14 protein-coding genes and 1 pseudogene are annotated in these 17,916 nt (G+C 53.8%); 10 read left to right on the top strand and 5 right to left on the bottom strand.

Annotation, left to right across the window (positions count from 1 at the left end):
* Window positions 1-82 precede the first annotated feature (82 nt).
* Window positions 83-1,369 carry a redoxin family protein gene (locus R3C20_20950; GenBank protein MEZ6042978.1) on the bottom strand — a complete coding sequence of 429 codons (1,287 nt, stop codon included), beginning with the start codon at window positions 1,367-1,369 and terminating at the stop codon, window positions 83-85.
* Between the two features lie 413 nt (window positions 1,370-1,782).
* Between R3C20_20950 and R3C20_20945 the strand changes: the two genes are divergently transcribed.
* Together R3C20_20945 and R3C20_20940 are read left to right on the top strand one after the other, a co-directional pair.
* On the top strand, window positions 1,783-4,926 hold the full coding sequence (locus R3C20_20945; GenBank protein ID MEZ6042977.1) for an MMPL family transporter: 3,144 nt from the start codon (window positions 1,783-1,785) through the stop codon (window positions 4,924-4,926).
* A 175-nt stretch (window positions 4,927-5,101) separates the two neighbouring features.
* Window positions 5,102-5,890 carry an SDR family oxidoreductase gene (locus R3C20_20940; protein ID MEZ6042976.1) on the top strand — a complete coding sequence of 263 codons (789 nt, stop codon included), beginning with the start codon at window positions 5,102-5,104 and terminating at the stop codon, window positions 5,888-5,890.
* 239 nt (window positions 5,891-6,129) lie between these two features.
* Here R3C20_20940 and R3C20_20935 read toward each other — a convergent pair whose 3' ends face one another.
* The 3 genes from R3C20_20935 to R3C20_20925 form a co-directional block, all read right to left on the bottom strand.
* The gene (locus R3C20_20935; GenBank protein ID MEZ6042975.1) at window positions 6,130-6,975 is read right to left on the bottom strand and encodes a radical SAM protein; all 846 of its coding nucleotides are present in this window, start codon (window positions 6,973-6,975) and stop codon (window positions 6,130-6,132) included.
* 304 nt (window positions 6,976-7,279) lie between these two features.
* The gene (locus R3C20_20930) at window positions 7,280-7,438 is read right to left on the bottom strand and encodes a PEP-CTERM sorting domain-containing protein (GenBank protein ID MEZ6042974.1); all 159 of its coding nucleotides are present in this window, start codon (window positions 7,436-7,438) and stop codon (window positions 7,280-7,282) included.
* Between the two features lie 397 nt (window positions 7,439-7,835).
* Window positions 7,836-8,738, bottom strand: a complete 903-nt coding sequence (locus tag R3C20_20925; protein MEZ6042973.1) for an AraC family transcriptional regulator — start codon at window positions 8,736-8,738, stop codon at window positions 7,836-7,838.
* Between the two features lie 241 nt (window positions 8,739-8,979).
* On the opposite strand from R3C20_20925, the gene R3C20_20920 reads away from it, so the two are divergent.
* The 7 genes and pseudogenes from R3C20_20920 to R3C20_20890 all read left to right on the top strand — a co-directional run bounded on the left by R3C20_20920 (window position 8,980) and on the right by R3C20_20890 (window position 16,193).
* On the top strand, window positions 8,980-9,480 hold the full coding sequence (locus tag R3C20_20920) for a VOC family protein (protein MEZ6042972.1): 501 nt from the start codon (window positions 8,980-8,982) through the stop codon (window positions 9,478-9,480).
* Between the two features lie 425 nt (window positions 9,481-9,905).
* Window positions 9,906-10,256, top strand: a complete 351-nt coding sequence (locus R3C20_20915; protein ID MEZ6042971.1) for a hypothetical protein — start codon at window positions 9,906-9,908, stop codon at window positions 10,254-10,256.
* Between the two features lie 393 nt (window positions 10,257-10,649).
* Window positions 10,650-11,459: pseudogene (locus R3C20_20910) on the top strand (PhzF family phenazine biosynthesis protein).
* A gap of 171 nt (window positions 11,460-11,630) precedes the next feature.
* Complete coding sequence (locus tag R3C20_20905; GenBank protein MEZ6042970.1) at window positions 11,631-13,010, top strand: nucleotidyltransferase domain-containing protein; 1,380 nt, start codon at window positions 11,631-11,633, stop codon at window positions 13,008-13,010.
* Window positions 13,011-13,663: 653 nt separating this feature from the next.
* Window positions 13,664-14,434, top strand: coding sequence for a nucleotidyltransferase domain-containing protein (locus R3C20_20900; protein ID MEZ6042969.1), 771 nt, complete (start codon window positions 13,664-13,666; stop codon window positions 14,432-14,434).
* Window positions 14,435-14,439: 5 nt separating this feature from the next.
* Window positions 14,440-14,829 carry a hypothetical protein gene (locus tag R3C20_20895; GenBank protein MEZ6042968.1) on the top strand — a complete coding sequence of 130 codons (390 nt, stop codon included), beginning with the start codon at window positions 14,440-14,442 and terminating at the stop codon, window positions 14,827-14,829.
* Window positions 14,799-16,193: an AAA family ATPase gene (locus R3C20_20890; protein MEZ6042967.1), complete on the top strand. Its 1,395-nt coding sequence runs from the start codon at window positions 14,799-14,801 to the stop codon at window positions 16,191-16,193. Before R3C20_20895 ends, R3C20_20890 begins: the two co-directional genes overlap by 31 nt.
* A 545-nt stretch (window positions 16,194-16,738) precedes the next feature.
* On the opposite strand, the gene R3C20_20885 is transcribed toward R3C20_20890, so the two are convergent.
* Window positions 16,739-17,212 (bottom strand): Imm1 family immunity protein, encoded by a 474-nt coding sequence (locus R3C20_20885; protein ID MEZ6042966.1) that lies wholly within the window; start codon window positions 17,210-17,212, stop codon window positions 16,739-16,741.
* Between the two features lie 100 nt (window positions 17,213-17,312).
* Between R3C20_20885 and R3C20_20880 the strand changes: the two genes are divergently transcribed.
* Window positions 17,313-17,843, top strand: coding sequence for a DUF4240 domain-containing protein (locus R3C20_20880; GenBank protein MEZ6042965.1), 531 nt, complete (start codon window positions 17,313-17,315; stop codon window positions 17,841-17,843).
* The last annotated feature ends 73 nt before the right edge of the window (window positions 17,844-17,916 follow it).

Raw genomic sequence — 17,916 nt, 5'->3', positions numbered from 1 at the left:
CAACCGGATCGCAAAAAAATGGGCCGACAGAACGAAGTCTGCCAGCCCAAAACTGATCTGCGATGACCGAATCCGAGGAGATTTACTCGGCTGTCTTCGTTTTCTCTGCCTTCAGTTTCGCGAGAAATTCCTTCATTTCACCTGCGGCAGCATCCGGAGCATTGTCAACATTCTCTATCGCCTTCAGCTGTGTCGCAATGGCGTCATCGAGGTGACCCAGGCGATGCTGAAGATGGGCAAGTGTGTCCAGAATCATTGGATTCGTGGGCTCCTGCTTTACAGCAGCTTCGGCCGCGGACGCTGAGGCTTGCAGCAGCGATTGAGAAAACCCTTCATCTGCAGCTGCCGCCTCATAGACCTGCCATGTCAACTGGTTGATCAATTGAGGTGTCGCGTCACCTGACCCAACCACATCCGAAAGAGCTTTCGTTGCGGCATCATATTCCTTGACACTTACAAGCACCTGAAACCGAACCATCCTCAGCTGACTTTTCTGACTTTCAGTGGCGGTCGCATCCACTTCATCCAGTTCTTTCAGCCCTTCCGCCACATCTCCTTTTTGAATCTTCTGCAGAGCCGTCGACGCTTTGACCTGAAACTCCAGCTGGCCAATCTGTGCGAGGTATGCTCCATCTCCTTCAGCGGACTCTTTCGCCCTGGCCAGAAGTGCCAACGCACCTTTGGTATCACCCTTTCGCATGAAGCCGGAAAGCTTTGACATCAGCATGCCACGTTCCTGCTCCTTCTTGAATTCCGCCAGGAATTCCTCCCGATTCCACGACCCGGTCAGGATTGCCTCGAGCGGTTCATCCATTGCCATTGGATGCCCAATCCATTCGACTCTTGCATCTTTGCCGACAATAAAGCAGGTCGGAATTCCATTTTGTCCGGCAGCTTCCATGTAGTCCTTCTGAACAGAACCATCCGGATCCGTTGTCAAACAATAAGCACTGGTCAGCTCAGCATATGTCTGTTTTTTTTCCGGATCGTCTGCTGATGGCCCACCACCCCGCACCGGACGTTTCAGAAACCCTTCAACAGTTTCCAGATCTTCGTCGCTGATACTGACAATCTGCACGCCTTTATCTGCGTACTTCGTCTGAGTCTCGGCCAAATGCGGCATACTTGCGATACAGGGACCACACCAGGTCGCCCAGAATTCGACGACATAGACTTTACCCGGCTCAAATTTCGTCACGGGTTTGAATTTTCCGTGACCGTCGCTGACCCAGTGTTCAACATCCAGCGAAGGGGCAGGGGAGCCAATCGTCAGGACCGATGCTGATTCATCAGCCATCAGTCCAGCAGCCAACAGCGCGGAAGCCGCGGCAGTCGTGAGTGTAAGTTGGAGGAATTGCTTGAGATTCATGGTTGGACCCTATTTTCGTAGTGATAAGCCGTAACAACAAGCCAGCCGCTGACAGCGTTCGATACGGGGCCTGAACTACAGCAGGAGAGATCTGTAAACTCTACCGTTGCTGACGCGATTTTGGCAGTTCCAGCACCGTGGGATCGTCAGGAACTTGGGCTTCATTCTGCGGATTCCCGCAATTCAGCCCCTCAAACGCATCGAATACGGGTTGTTTGAAGCACCGATCGAAGCTAACCCAAACACGCCAAACTGCCCAATCCCAACCCATTCTGGAGAGATGGGACGTTGGTGATCAGGACCGCCGAACATTCTTGCCGGTTTCGCTTCGCACGAGAAAATCCCCTGGAGCAGATGTCACGGTTTTGTCGATCCTCCGATTACGCCCAGTCGTTACGGGGACGAAGATCTCCGTGCGCGGTGGTGCGCTGTCTGGTCGAAAGACGGACGGCACCTGTCTTGAGTTCCTTTCGGCTCCTGAGTTACAACGTGGGCTCCGGAGCAATTTTCACTGGCCAGGGATGGTCATGGCGGCAACAGACGAGAATGCACAACGCCTGTCGCTGGTCGCTCGTTTTCTCGGGTGGCTGGTCGTTGCGGTGTCTGCGCGCCCCAGGTTTACCCTCTGGTGCATTCTTTCGCTCGCCTGCGCTGCGGTAGGCGTTACGGTTTCTCAGCTGAACATCAAGACCAGTCGTGCCGATCTGATCGACCCGGCAGCGGATTTCGCCGAATCGTGGCGCAAATATACGGACACATTCGGGGCGACGTCTGATTTGATCGTCGTCGTCAAAACGAAAAAGGCGAACCAGCAACTAATTCAGGAAGTGGTAGAAAGCCTCGGAGAAAAACTCCGGCGTGAAGACGCGCTGTTTTCCAACGTGCTTTATCGTATCGATCAAAGAGCCCTGCGTCGAAAAGGACTTCAATTCCTCTCGCAGCAGCAGTTGCAACGCACCGCAGCAAGAGTCGATCGGTATGCTCCCGTAGTTTCCAACGGTCAATGGGATCTGCTTCGAACAGATCGTCTTGTTCAGCAGCTTCGTTCGAATATTCAGCGAGCCGAAAAAGACGGGACGGCTTCCGAAACTCTTTACCAGTCTGCCGATCGTTTCGCCCAGAGTCTGCTGCGTTTCCAGCAACAGGTCGCAAATGGACAGACGCCGGATCAGAAAACGTTCCAGTCGCCATTGCCGGATCTGCTGTCGATCGACGCAACAGAAAATGCGAGCGATGCTGATGTCGCGTGGCTGATCAATGCGGACGGAAATGTGGGACTTCTTCAGGCATTCCCGATCGCTCAGAGCACTGCAGTCAATGAGAACAGCCCATCCATTGATCGCCTTCGCGAACTGATTGCGGATGTTCGCAAAAAATTCGAAAAGATGAAGGATGAGGTCAGCATTTCGTTAACCGGCATACCGGTTCTGGAACACGACGAAATGCAGCGCACCACATCGGACATGATCAACGCTTCGCTTGTTGCGTTTGCATTTGTCAGTGTGCTGATGTTCTTCGGATTCCGAGGTATGCGGCATCCCATGCTGGCAATTCTTACCCTGATTGTTTCGATCTGCTGGACGTTCGGAGCCGCGGCGCTGACCATCGGCCACCTGAATATTCTCAGTGTTTCGTTTGCGGTAATCCTGATTGGACTGGGCATTGATTTTTCCATTCATTTCCTGAGCCGCTATGTCGCCCTGCGACTGGAACTCTATGAAACTCCTGATGCACTGCGACTGACAGCTCAGACCGTCGGCACCGGCATTCTGATGTCCGCGCTGACAACAGCACTGGCGTTCGGAAGCGCAATGTTGACAGGCGTTCCTGGTCTGGCAGAACTGGGTTTAATCTCAGCCATGGGCATTCTGCTGTGCGCCGCGGCAACATTCCTCTTTTTGCCTGCCCTGGTTGCACTGTCCGATCAGGCAACAGAAATCGAACAGCTTCCAGCTCCATGGTCCACTGAATTCTATCGCCGAAAGATCGTGGCATGGCCGGTTGTCATCATTGCGACAAGCGTCGTCTGTATTGCCGCGTTCGCAACACGAGCATTCAAATACAACGATGGCACTTTGAAATGCCTCGTCGAATATGACTCCAATCTGATGAACCTGCAGGACAACACTCTCGAATCCGTGCAGGCACAGGCAGCATTGAACGCATCGACGAATGAGTCACTGCTTTATGCTGTGGCTGTCGCCCCGAGTTACGAGGAAGCACTTCGCCTGCGAAATGAATTCCGGAAGCTTCCGAGCGTCGGACGTGTGAGTGAGATGGCAAGCCTGCTGCCTCCGGATCCCTCCGCAGCTCAGGTTCAGTTGATTCGCCAGCTGCGAGATCGCATCTACTCAATGCCACGATCCACGCCCGTTATTCAGCGTCCCGCGCTAAATGCTGTCGGTCGGGAAATTGAAAACCTCTACTTCGTACTTCGTGATTCGCCAAATGTGACCGGACGTGCGACGGCCGAGACTCTGGATCAGTTTCTTGACGGGCTCTCAAAAATGCCCGGCGACCAGGCCTCGGACATGCTGAATTCGTATCAGTTCATGGTCGCCGGAGCACTACTGGCTGAGCTTGGCCAGGTTGCAACGGCCACGACCCTGGATCCCGTGATTCCCAGCGACTTGCCACCGGAACTGACTTCCCGATTTCTCAGGGCAGAACGAGTCGAGGGCAGAGAAAGTCAGTCCTGGCTGGTTCGCGTCTACCCGAAAGGTGCGATCTGGGATGCTGAACCGCTGGAAGCATTCGTAAGAGAAGTCCGCAGCGTCTCGCCCGACATTTCCGGAGTTCCCATCCAGAATTATGAATCCGCCAGCCGGCTGCACCACAGCTACACAACGGTGGGAGTCTATTCTCTGGCCGTGATCTCATTGTTCCTGCTCTTCGATTTCCTTCGCCCCGGCCAGAAGTTGCTGACGATCCTTCCACCGATTGCAGTCGCTGCATTCGTCGGTTACACCATGTTTAAGCGCAGTGGCGAAGTGAATCCGCACCTGATTGTTGGCATCGCCATCGGACTCATGGGATTCATCGCCACGGTACTCGATTCCCGAAACCTTCGTGATACACTGTTTGCCCTGCTGCCACCCATTGCTGGCGGAGCTATTCTGCTGGGTGTGATGGCCCTTTGCGGATGGGATCTGAATCCTGTCAACCTGATTGTGCTGCCGCTCGTTCTCGGCATTGGTGTAGACAATGGCATTCATTTGCTCCACGATTACCGGCGGCAATTGCAGCGGGGATCCGTTGAGTATTCGCCGTCAGCTGACACGGTGAATGGTATCCTGCTGACTTCGATGACCTCCATCGTTGGGTTCGGCAGTCTGATGATATCGGCACATCGGGGACTCTTCAGCGTCGGTGTTCTGCTGGCAACCGGAATTGCAGCCTGCCTGTATGTCGCGTTGATTCCACTGCCCGCGGTGCTTTCACTGGTCGCACGGCACCAGCCTGCTTCACTGGAACCTGTTCGTCTTCGAACTCCTCAGAACGCGGATGGAGAAGCAGAAACGAAAGCCGCGCCACAGAAAAGTCGCAAAGCCGCGTAACATCGCAGTTCTGAAGCAGCGGCCTTTCCAAAATCGTCGTCGCCAGACAATCTACACTCTTCCTGCGCATTCATTGTGCGCGTGAATACCGTTCAGACAGGTGACGGTGATTCTCAGCAACGTGAACCGGCGATGTCAGGTTCTTTTGATATCGAAAACTCTGTACACCGACGCAATGACACAAGACCTTCAAACGACCGTCATCACAGGCGCTGGCTTTGGTATCGGCAAAGAGACGGCTTTGTATTTTGCCAGGCTCGGCCACCATGTCTTCGCAGCAGATATCGAACTCTCCGATTCCGTCAGACTGGAATTGAAGGCGGCCGGAATTAACGTCGTTCACTGCGACGTGCGGAACGTTGCCGACATCAACCGGCTGATTGACGCCGCAAGCCAAACCACTGGGCGGCTGGACAATCTGATCAATAATGCCGGGGTGGGTCTTGTCGCTCAAATCGAAACAGTGACGGAGCAGGATTGGCAACAGGTGATCGATACCAATCTCAAGGCAGCATTCTTTGGATGCAAAGCAGCCATCAGCAGAATGAAGATGCAGGCGACCGGAGGAAGCATTGTCAACGTCGCGAGTAACGCGGGAATACTGCCTCGCAGTCATGACCCGGTGTATTCCATCAGCAAGATGGCACTCGTTGGGCTAACGAAAAGTCTTGCCCTCTGTCATTCGAAAGACCGAATTCGAATCAATGCTGTTTGTCCCGGACCTGTGGAACGCACCAGAATTATTGAAGAAAACTTTGTCGGACAGACGGATCCTCAGCCAGTGATTCGCGCATTGATTGAAGCAAGCCCGCTGGCCAGAGCCTGGGACCGCATGATCAGCCCGGAAGAAGTTGCCGAATCCATCGCCTTTCTCTGTAGTCAGTCCGCGCGGATGATCACCGGCACCTGTATCGCTATTGATGGCGGCAAATCCCTGGGAGTTCCACCGTCCGCTGAATCCTGAGCGATGGCTGGCATCGCCGTCCTGAAATCAGCCTTTCGCTGACACAACATCCCAACGCCGCAGACTGCCGATGCTGCGTCGCATTTCCCCGGACGCTTCCCTTACAAATGCAGCGTCGTCCAATGATGACGCCAAACCCAACAGCGGTACGCGTCGCAATGGAAGTTGCCATCAGTCGTCATCTCCGGCTTGCGGACATCCAAACACAATCCGCTGACGTTCTTCTAATCAGTAATGAATCAAAAGACCGCGACAGGACAATCAACAATACCCCTGACAGCTAAGGCCATCACATTCAGTTCCTCCGCACCAAGCGGCGTGACAAAAGATTCTGCCGGAGCACGAGCGATCGTATACAACTGAATGAGCTTGATCCGTCCTCCCTGACGTTGAATGTCAAGAAGTTGATTGGCGTATGCCAGCACCTCCTCTGCTGACGGACCTTCGCCATGGACCCTCATGAATAGGCTTTGGATAACAATGGGCCTGACCAGAGCGGCAGCGAGCAGGTTGTCCAGAATCTGCCGAAAAGGAATCTTCGTTCGCTCAATCATCCGGTAGTAATCCTCAGTACCCGCATCAAGTTTCGCCCAGATTTCTCCCTGGTTGATATCCATCAGAGCCAGCCCTCGTTGAACGTGAGGGCGATGGAACATCGAGGCATTAGATATCAGAACCAGCTTTGTGTCCGTCAGCCCGGCACTCGACTTCAACTCCGCTGTCCGTTCGATGATCTGATCAAAGTTTTGAAATGTGGTGGGTTCACCATCCCCGGAAAACGCGATGTCATTCAGACGCCGAAATGATTCTCCGGTCGCGGAGAAACGGGGATGCTGAAAGAGTTCACCCGACATCACGATTCGGATGACCGAATCCAGTTCGGACAGCAATTGTTCCATATCAACGAATCGCGTCTCTGACTCGTCGCGGCGGTTCACCTGACAGTAAATGCAATCAAAGTTGCAGACCTTATCCGGATTCAGGTTGATGCCAATGGAAACGCCCTGGCTGCGGCGAGAGACCACGGGATAAACAAACCTATTGTTCTCGAACAATCGCCGATGGTCTTCAAACACACTCGACATCAATCACTCTTTCGCTGCGTCACCCTGACTCCGTTGATCCTGTCTTTCACCAACAACGAACCCGAATGCTACTCCATCCCAACAACAACTTGAATTCACGCCAGCGATTTCAGAATTCAGTCTGCATCATTAGCCTTGACGTGCGTGCGAAAGCTCGCGGCGTTGCATCTGTTCGAATGTCCGGCACACGCCACTCGCTGATCTTCTCGCCGATGTCGCAAGAACCTGTCGGATACTGCAGCATTCCTCGTATAACATCGGACGCGACCCGGCATTCGGGGAAGTGCCAGAAGTGTTGAACAGACTACAGCTGCAGCGTTTGCGGAGTCGACTGTGATTGAACGCGGCGGCGACACTTCGACAACAGCACCATACAACTGCCAACGAGCATCGCTATGCCGGTAGCAGGTTCCGGTACGGCAGCCGCGGTGAGCTGACCACCGTTAATTGTAACCGTGTCCATTCCAACCCAACCCCAGCCGCCGTGACTGGAATCAATCAGGTCCAGTGTCAGGCCAATGCCTGTCCACCCATTTCCGGTCAACTGTGCAGAAGAAAAACTAAACGCTTCGTATGCATTGCCATTGTTGGCCTTGCCGGTGTTTACAAGGTATGCGATGTCGGGACTGGACCGTCATCAGATTTCTATACAGTGACAGTGCAACCTCATGCGCTTTGGCGGCGAAACCCCCGGGGATCTGCGGCAGCAGCAGTTGCTGCATCGCGTTTACCTAACGGAGCTTTTGTGGACTCGATCCGAGGGCAATGCCCGGGCTCTTGTTCTAAACGATGGAATCATCGCGTTTCCAGGGATTCACGATGCAGCAACTCGGTGAACACACTTCGCGAAATCGCATTCATCAGCGAATCGGCAGCTGAACGCTGAGTTCAAAATGCTGCAGTCCATGTTCAAATGGCTTGCCATTCCAGGCCTCAAAAGACGGCTGATCGGCGGGTACATATTTGCTTCGCGGCAGCCAACGGCCATACAGCCACTGGAACAGTCGCATCTCGCGGTCAATGTCCCCTCTCATTGCGACATCTGCAACAAGCATTTCCGGAAACCAATACCGTCCAATTTCTCCGGTCGGTTGAAATCGGTGTTCGACTTCAACAGCCACATAATAATGACAGGCTTCCAGAGCGGTGACCCTAGGGTTCTCAAACTGATATCCCAGCCATTGCCCTTCAGCCAGCTGGCGTTCCTCGGCCCACTTTACAAGCCGCTCTGCGGCTCTCACAACTCCGTCGCCGTTGTATGGATTTGCGACTCGAATATACGCAACGCATCTGGCGGGCAATTCGCGAATCGAGACCCGAAATTGATCCGGATTCGATTTCGGCAAAGGGTGTTGCAATCGGAACGGCGAAGCGTCAGTCGCGATAACGATCTGTTCGCCATGTTGCGACTGCCATGTCTGAAGGTCAAACTTGCTGGGTGCCACTCCATAACGCTGTTTAAAGCTGCGAGTAAAATCCGATGAGCACGAGAAACCACAATCCAGGGCAATTGATGTCAGCGACTTCTGTTTGCCATAACTCATCAGATACAGCGACCGTTCCAGGCGAAGTCGCTTAATAAAATCGGCAGGCGTTTCGCCAATCATCGCCTGAAAAACTCGATGGAAATGAAAAGGAGACAAGTCTGCAAGGACTGCGAGATCCTGCAGCCGCAGGGGCTGCGTCAGATCAGAATGGATGGCGTCCAGAACGCGATTGATCCGTTCAATATAGCCTGCCTTTGTTTGATCTGTTTTTTTCATAGGCAATCGCAAGATCTGTCAAGTGGTGACTTCTGACTGTTCGTAAGATCCGAAACCAAAGTACGAGAACTGTGTCTGCACGTGCAAATTCACGACAAAGCCGGGATGCTGGTGCAGGCAACGTCGCAACAGCCGAACGTTCACAACAGTCCTGCTGGCAACAAGGGCTCTGCTGGCAACAAGGGCCCTTCGGGGCGGAGATTCATTTCAGCAACTTCATGCAGTTTCAGAAAGGCGATGAATGCGATTCATTCTTCCCGGTTTAGTCACTTTATTTCTGGCAACATTCGTTCCGCAAGTCCCCCAATCCCGTTCCAGCGATGGCCAGGATTCTTCAAAGGCTTCCCACATGCAATTCGGAAGTTTCTCGGTCAGCCTGGTTGTCAAAGATGTGAATGTTTCGAAGGCGTTCTACGAAAAACTAGGGTTCAAACAAAGCGGCGGCGACGTGAAGCGAAAATACGTCGTCATGCAAAATGCGACCAGTACGATTGGGCTGTATCAGGGCATGTTTGAAAAGAATATGCTGACGTACAACCCCGGCTGGGATCGCGACTGCAAAACGTTGCCGGAATTCATGGATGTGCGGGAGATTCAGCAGCAACTGAAGAACCAGGGAATCGAACTGGATGTTGCTGCCGATGAAACCACGACCGGACCAGCATTCCTGACAATCACCGACCCGGACGGCAACCCGATTCTGATTGACCAGCATGTCGACAGACCAAAGAGCCACGACTGACACATCGCCGGATCCGGGGTGAGTTCAGTCATCGTCCACGCTGAACTCACATGGTTCCACAAACTCAGTTCCACAAACTCAGTTCCACAAACCCAATTCCACAAACCCGTTCGTGGCTGAAATGGCCAGGTACTCATCATGTCTCATCTGTCCGTCGGTCAAACACGTGATTCCCACGGCAACTGTCTACGTTGAAGCACGGACTCAGTCGCCATGGACAACCTACCCGACTGCCATTCCCATAACCGCCGGTTGAAAAACGGGACTGGCTCGAGCAGGAGACCTTAAAACATGATGGTTTCCAGTCGTCCTGCGTGCCTCCCGGTTTTTCAACGGACAGCTATCCGCCCGTTGCCGCAAATCAAAGCGAGTGAGAATCCAACCTGACGAGCTCGCCGCCTCAACATCCCAGCTGAAGACGAATTATGACCCCAACACAATTGGTGAACGACCTGAAACGCAGTTCAGGAGAAACAGTCAACAGTTTGCTCCAGTACCTGCAGAACCCTCCCGTGCCGGAACCCCCGGAACACCTGGGTGAATTCACGTCGTTCTACCGTTCACTGTCACAGGACCAACGCCAGACGCTGGCCGATCTGCTGACTTACATTGCAGAAGGGAGCCTGTTTGATCTCCTGGGATTCCTCGACAACACCGCCACGCTGCCTTCATCTCCAGCCAGCCAACTGGAGCTATGGCAAGTGACCGACGATCAGCGAACACAGCTGAATGGACCTGACGGGCCGCTACTGCAGGACGCGTTTAATCTGTGCTGACAGCGCTCGACAGCGTCACTGAAGTTCGGACAAGTGAATACCGAACCACAAATCATCGGCCCTACGAATTTATCGAAGCTGCCGGTTGTTGTCATAGAGACGTGGGAGGACAGCAGTCGTGTGAGCGTGCGTCAAATCGGACCCAGCCCAATGACGAAGGGTCGGACAGTGGGCTATCTGTCAGTGGTCGCACCGCCGCCGGAAAGAGGTGATTGACCCGCACGCGCTGCTGATGCAGGCGATCGCTCTGGTCGGCGGAAGTCACGTCAAGCACTCCTCTGTGCGAATGGGGTAAGCGTGGCAGGCCCTCGATGAACCATTTTCCTGTTCTGGTGTCGCAGCTTCATGGCATAGAGTACCCTGAAAGACATCTTCAACGGGAGCACCATCAGAATGTCTTCGATCAAATGCTGGCAGGTCGACGCTTTTACAGATCATCCATTCGGCGGCAATTCCGCAGCGGTGTGTTGGCTGGGGCAGGAAGTACCGGACGACTGGATGCAGGCCGTTGCCTCCGAGATGAATCTATCGGAAACTGCATTCGTGCGACGGAGCGGCGACGGCTATGGCCTTCGTTGGTTCACACCGCAGGTCGAAGTATCGCTGTGCGGTCATGCCACGCTCGCCACCGCCCATGCACTTTGGACAGCCGGGATTCATCCTGAAAATGCCCCACTTCAGTTTCACACCCGAAGTGGAATCCTTACCTGCCTGCGGAGCGATGTTGGAATTGAGATGGACTTTCCGGCGACTCCAGCTCAGCAGATCGAATCGCCGGATGATCTGTAGTCAGCGCTGGGCGTCTCGGCCACATACGTCGGCAAGACGCAGTTCGACCATCTGATTGTTGTCGAAGATGCCGAAGTCTTGCGAACCATGTCGCCGGACTTCCGCAAACTGAAGGACATTCCGACTCGGGGCGTTATTGTCACGAGCCGATCCAATGATCCTTCTTTCGATTTCATATCTCGCTTCTTTGCTCCCGCCGTCGGAATCGACGAAGACCCCGTCACTGGCTCGGCCCATTGCTGTCTGGCACCGTACTGGGCTCAGGTACTGGGGAAGACAGAAATGATGGCTTTTCAGGCCTCCGCCCGTGGAGGCGTGGTTCAGGTGCGTACCTCCGGTGATCGTGTCGTTCTCGGTGGACAAGCCGTGACGATTTGGCAGGGAGAGCTACTAGCCGTTCCTGCAGCCATTTAGCTTAACGCTAACTCAGAATTCGAGCATCCTGATGTCCTCAGCCGATGGGAGAAAGGCCCAGTTACGATCTCGCCTGATGAGATCACCCGAGTCCGGTTTGGCGTACCATACCTCAGAATTTTTGGGAACGCATTTGAGTGGGAGTTTCTCGACTTCGAAGGACGCGAGTCAATGACTAAACGAGTACGTCATCATCCCAACCTGATTTTCGCAGTTGGCACGCAGGTCGTAACGCTGAAGGATGTTTTCGGCCAGAATGGTCGCACGCTGCATCCTCGAGGCGCAGTCGGCGTCGTTGTGAAATCACCGTCTGATCTCGAACATTCCTATCGAGTTCGTTTTCCGGATGGAGTCGAAGAAGCTTTGAAGTCCGGTGATCTCACGACCCTCGCCAAGTTCAAAGAAGGAGACATTGGAGAAAGCGGCGTCATTCTTCGTCGCCACGATCTCTTTGAAAACGTGATCTTTCAGTGTGTGATTGGTTCACAGGCATACGGATTGGCCGACAGCGAGTCAGACATCGACCGTCGTGGCTGTTACCTCCCGCCAGCCGAACTACATTGGTCGCTGTACGGTGTCCCTGAACAACTGGAATGCCATGAGACTCAGGAGTCGTACTGGGAGCTTCAGAAGTTTCTCGTCCTGGCACTCAAGGCGAACCCAAACGTGCTGGAGTGTCTCTACTCGCCGTTGATCGAAAAAGCGACACCGTTGGCTGAAGAGTTGCTCAACATGCGCGAAATGTTTCTCTCTCGGCTCGTGTACCAGACCTACAACGGCTACGTCATATCGCAGTTCAAAAAGATGCAGTCTGACATCCGCAATCAGGGGCAGGTCAAGTGGAAACACGTCATGCACCTGATTCGGTTGCTCATCTCGGGCATCACCGTGCTTCGAGAGGGCTTTGTTCCGGTACGAGTGGACGAACATCGTGAGCAACTGCTGGCGATCAAGAAGGGCGAGGTGCCGTGGGAGGAAACCGAGAAATGGCGACTTGCTCTCCATGCTGAGTTCGAAAGAGCCCTGGAACAGACGAGACTGCCGGAACGGCCTGACTACGAGAAGGTGAATGCTTTTCTCATCAAGGCAAGGCGGAGTGCAGCTCAGACAAGAATGTCTGAGCCACCTGAGATTGCTCAACCAACTGGCAGCAATAAAGTACCAGTAGCACAGACATTCCTGTCTGTGTCATCCCCTGAACCCGTCCTGGAAAAACGGCGGCGAAACCTGCCTCAATGGACAATGGAAGGCAGCTGCTACTTTGTCACTTTTCGGCTGGCGGCTGGCACATTGACCGAGCAGGAACGAATGATTGTGCTGGATCACATCAAGGCCGGCGACAAACAATTCTACCTGCTGGCTGCAGCTATATCATGCCTGACCATGCATTTACTGTTGCGGCCTCATACCGGACATTCCCTGTCCCGGGTCATGAAGGGGATCAAAGGCGTCTCTGCTCGTCTGATCAATCAGCATCGCAAAGGCGGACTGGCACAATCTGGCAGGATGAATCATGGGACCGAATCGTTCGTGACGAGGCCCGGAGTTTGAAGAAAAACTGAATTACATGGCAGATAACCCCGTCAAGGCAGAACTCGTTAAGCATGTCGATCATTACCCGGCGTTTTATTCCGGGCCGGATTGATGGCTGACACAGACAGGAATGTCTGTGCCACCCGTTCCACAAACCCCACAGACTAAACAAACTGCAAAGTCCCACACAAGACTCACACGGTCTCTACAGACCACACAGGCTCACAGACCACTTAGGCTTCACCTGTCTCATCAAGGCTCGATAACACGGAGCTCGGGAGTGTTCCCCGCTGACCAGACAGATCGCAACACTATTTCGACCTGTTGGTCAGGCTGAACTCGACTTGATCGAAGCGTCGGGCTGGAAGCGATTTCCGCCGGGCTGGAATGGCAGCCAATTTTCTATCCAGTGGTCACTGAAGAGTACGCCATTTTCATCGCTCGTGACTGGAACACCAAAGATCGAACTCTCAACCACGTCGGATATGTCCTTCGCTCTGATTTTCTGCAGGACTATCTCGACCGACATGAAATCCACGAAGCCGGCGGAAGAGACTTCGTGAATACTGGATTCCGGCAGAGGAACTGGAGGAATTCAACCGACAACATCGTCGGCACGATTTCGTCATTCACGAGTTCAGGCCCGTCAATCACGATACCGGACAACACTCATGACATTCGATCCACGGCTACAAAAGCACATCGACGACCATCCGTACCCACTGCTGTTCGCCACGATCGAGCCCACCTGTACGGCTTTCCCGTCGCCGGATTCGGATTCTGACCTGCGGGGAGCGCATCTGTTGCCGCTTGAGGAAATCACTGGGTTGGAAACCGGCTCCGATACAATTGCAAAGTCGGGCATCCACGATGGCCTGGAGATTGATCTCGTCACGCACGACGCCAGGAAATCCTTCGGCCAGTATCACTGCTCAGGAAAAATGGCTATGTGGATGGAGCAGGTGCTTTCACCGCTCATCGTCCATACCACCCCGGAACACGAAGAAATCAAGGCCATCGCCCCGAGTTGCCTCACAAAGCATCACGCTCACCACTACCTCGGATTCGCCTCAACGCAGTGGAAGTTGTTTCAGAAGGAGTGTCCCCCTGACAGTGCCGGTCCGCCTCGGGTCAAACCGCTGCTGTATGTTTACCGAGTTCTGCTGACGGGAATTCACCTGATGCGAACCGGCGAAATCGAAGCGAATCTGGTCCATCTGAATGAGACGTTCAAGCTGCCCTACTTGCCCGAGTTGATTGAGCGAAAGATCAGCGGCACGGAGAAAGGCACGCTCGATCAGGCCGACCTTGCATTTCACGAACGGGAATACGAACGATTGCGGACTGAGCTTGAGGAAGCCTTTGAGCAGAGCCGCCTCCCAGAACAGCCGAGTGGTGCAACGGCATTGAACGATCTGTTAATTCGGCTTCGATTGAGGTGACTGCGATGACGGAAACAACGGATCGTAACAACGACGGTATTTGGTGCATCGTTGCAAACATCAAGCGAGAGCGTCCATTCGGTCCCGGTGGCAAAGAAATAAAGATCGGTACTCGCCAGTTTCGAGGCGGGGCGAAGGTGTACATTGCTGGTTGTTATACTGGCACCTGTGATGGGTTGATTTGCATAGGATTACATCGCAGGGCACGAAGACTCATCACCTCTGTTGTTCATGTTAAGTATGTCGAAACATTTCGAGTCAAGATGATCTATCACCCAAAGGTCATCGAGCGTATCAGGAATGATCGACGATGCTGGATCAAGACCAGAGAACAGGCAGAAGTCTGGGCCGCAGCCTTTCCCGGATGGCAACAACTCTGGGAGCAAAAGACGTAATTGACATCAAAATCCCAAAACTCTCACTTGTCGTTCTCATCGGCCCAAGCGGGTCGGGGAAGAGCACATTTGCACGCAGGCACTTCCTGCCGACTGAGGTACTGTCGTCGGATTATTGCCGTGGACTCGTCAGTGACGGCGAGAACGATCAGGCAGCGACGAACGACGCCTTTGAAGTGCTGCACTTTGTTGCGGCAAAACGGCTCGCTCGGGGGCACCTGACGGTCGTTGACGCCACCAATGTTCAGCCGGAAGCACGCAGGCCGTTGGTACGGTTGGCGAAACAGTATCACTGCCTGCCTGTGGCTATCGTTCTGAATCCCACGGAAAAGGCTTGTCACGAACGCAATCAGAATCAGCATGATCGCAAGTTCGGCTCGCATGTCGTGCAACAACAATCGTCACAGAATCAATTCTCGATCAAGGCTCTGGAACAAGAAGGATTCCGACACATCTTCGTGATGGATTCCGTCGAAGAGATCACATCGGCGAACATCGAACGAGTCCCGCTTTGGAACGACAGACGGGACGAGCATGGTCCGTTTGACATCATCGGCGACATTCACGGTTGTTGTGACGAGCTTGAAGGCTTGTTGCACGAGCTTGGCTATCGACCTGTAGTGGACGAGGCGACGAGTCCCTGCGATTTACGGTTGTCGATGGGAACTGGCGGACTCGTGGCCTCGTCCACTACATTCAGGCACCCGGAAGGCCGCAAGGCGGTGTTCGTTGGTGATTTGGTGGATCGAGGTCCAAGAGTTCTCGATACGTTGCGAATTGTCCGCAAGATGGTGGAACATGGAACAGGGATTTGCGTCCCCGGTAATCACGACATGAAATTGCTGCGAAAGCTGCGTGGAAAGAATCCGCAGATGACGCACGGTCTGGCCGAGTCATGGAGCGAGATCGAAGCCCTTCCCGACGACATTCGTGAACCCTTCTGCAAAGACTTGGCCGAGTTTCTCGACGGCCTCGTGAGCCACTACGTCCTCGACGATGGCAAGCTGGTTGTCGCTCATGCTGGAATGAAGGAAGCGTATCAGGGCCGAAGTTCGGGCAAGGTCCGGGGGTTCGCCCTTTATGGAGACACCACGGGAGAGACCGACGAGTTCGGAATGCCAATTCGGCTCAACTGGGCTGCGGAATACCGTGGATCGGCAATGGTTGTCTACGGCCATACTCCTGTTCCCGAACCCGAGTGGCTCAACCGGACGGTCAACATCGACACGGGCTGCGTCTTCGGCGGCAGGCTCACTGCTTTGCGTTATCCTGAAAAGGAGTTCGTCTCTGTCGCTGCCATGCAGACTTACTGCGAACCTTCACGGCCATTCTCAACCGTAAATCCATTCAATCACCGGAGATGAATGCTTGCGGGTAACGTTCACCAATCACAACGATTCAGGAATCCGGTCCCGGCCATCGCACGTCAGGGTGCGTGCGCTTGACTCCGGAGGCTGGAAATGCCCGACCTGCGGGTTCCATGTTTTTGCCCGAAACGAAGCTGCAGATCCATCATTCCTATGACAGGTAGCAGTGAGAACAACGAAGCGAACCGTTCTCATTCGTCAATTGGTCATACCAAGACCCTTGTGAACGGCCTGCAGTAGAGTCGCAGCAACAGGCTGTTAACGCCAATCGGTGGGGGTTGAAGTGCGACCGGCCCGGCGCATATCAGCTCTCGCCAAACAGCCTGCCATTCACCGTTGAGATATCGACGGAGGTAATTCGTCATGCGAACCGTGCGTCCTGACAAGTCCAGGGCTTCCCGCCGTGGAGCTGCCTTTTAGGGAAAATGAGTTCGTAGCAGAGGTCGTGAGACTACTGGAAGCGCCACCGCAGTGCCCGAATTCTTACGAATCCAGCGACAAAAAGATGAACGCACATTGCACGCATGTTTTGCGATCAGAATCTACATCGGTTCCCAGAAATCCGCTTCGACCGGAAGTTCATCGAGCCGTGTCCAGGTAACAGAATTGTCGCGAGTCTGCTGTGTTACGAAGTGCAACATTACCCTGAGTGCCGTCTCCGAATCAACCAGACAGTCGTCGGGGATTCGATGTTCATTGCCTCCTGAAAAGTAAGTGGAAAACGCTTCACATGTTCCGCCATTCCACGGAACCCATTCGCGTCTGTCTTCCAGCCATGACAACAGGAATTCGTCGGCATTTGGCTGAGCAACAATGAGGACAGGTTGTGGCGACGTTTTTCCCGGGCGGACTGAATGCGGATCGTTCTCATCAGATACAACTTCCAGCATCGCGGCTCCCTGCAGACAGCGATACCATTGCCGCCACGGGACCTCCGACAAGTCATGTCGCATCTGCGTTTCGTCGGGATGGTCGATCACCTTGCCGACGATGTTTGTATATCGAACGTGTGACATCATGCACCTCAATCGCCACAGGCTTTGGTATGATACCGAGACTGATCAACCATGTCGACGAAGCCACATTTGAGGCAGCAGCTTTTCGGAACACACCTCGATGACAGAAGAACAATTTTGGTCATTGATCCAGGCCAGCCATGATGTGGCAAAGGGGCAAGTACAACGGCAGGAATTATCGCTGCGGAAAGCGCTCGTTCGCCTTTCTGCGGAGCAGATTGTCGAATTCGACCACTGGTTTCAGCACTTCGTTTGTCGAGCATACAGATGGGATCTGTGGGGAGCTGCCTTCGTGATCTGCGACGGATGTTCAGATGACGGATTTCTTGACTTCCGTCACTGGCTGGTTGCTCAGGGACAGAGCATCTACGCGAAGGCCCTGAACAATCCGGAGTCGCTCGCGTCGGCGATTGACCCGCCGGCAAAGAAAGTTCGGTCCAGCGGATTGTCGTTTCTCAACCCCGCCATGTTTGCCTGGGCAGAGTCACTTGGGAAAGAGGAATCCGAGCTTGATGACTTTCCCAACACGACTGACGGACCGGGCGACCCTAACCCAATCGGCGAACCATTCGATGAAGATCAAGAATCTCTGCGAAAGAGATATCCCAAACTGTGGTCAATGTTTCATTGACGAGACCTGCCTGTTGCTGCGTCGTCGAGAGGGAAAGGTCATCATTTGCTTCGGGATTAACGGCGTTTGCGTC

Source organism: Planctomycetaceae bacterium (assembly GCA_041398825.1).
GTDB lineage: Bacteria > Planctomycetota > Planctomycetia > Planctomycetales > Planctomycetaceae > F1-80-MAGs062.
This window is presented reverse-complemented; position numbering and strand designations above follow the sequence as displayed.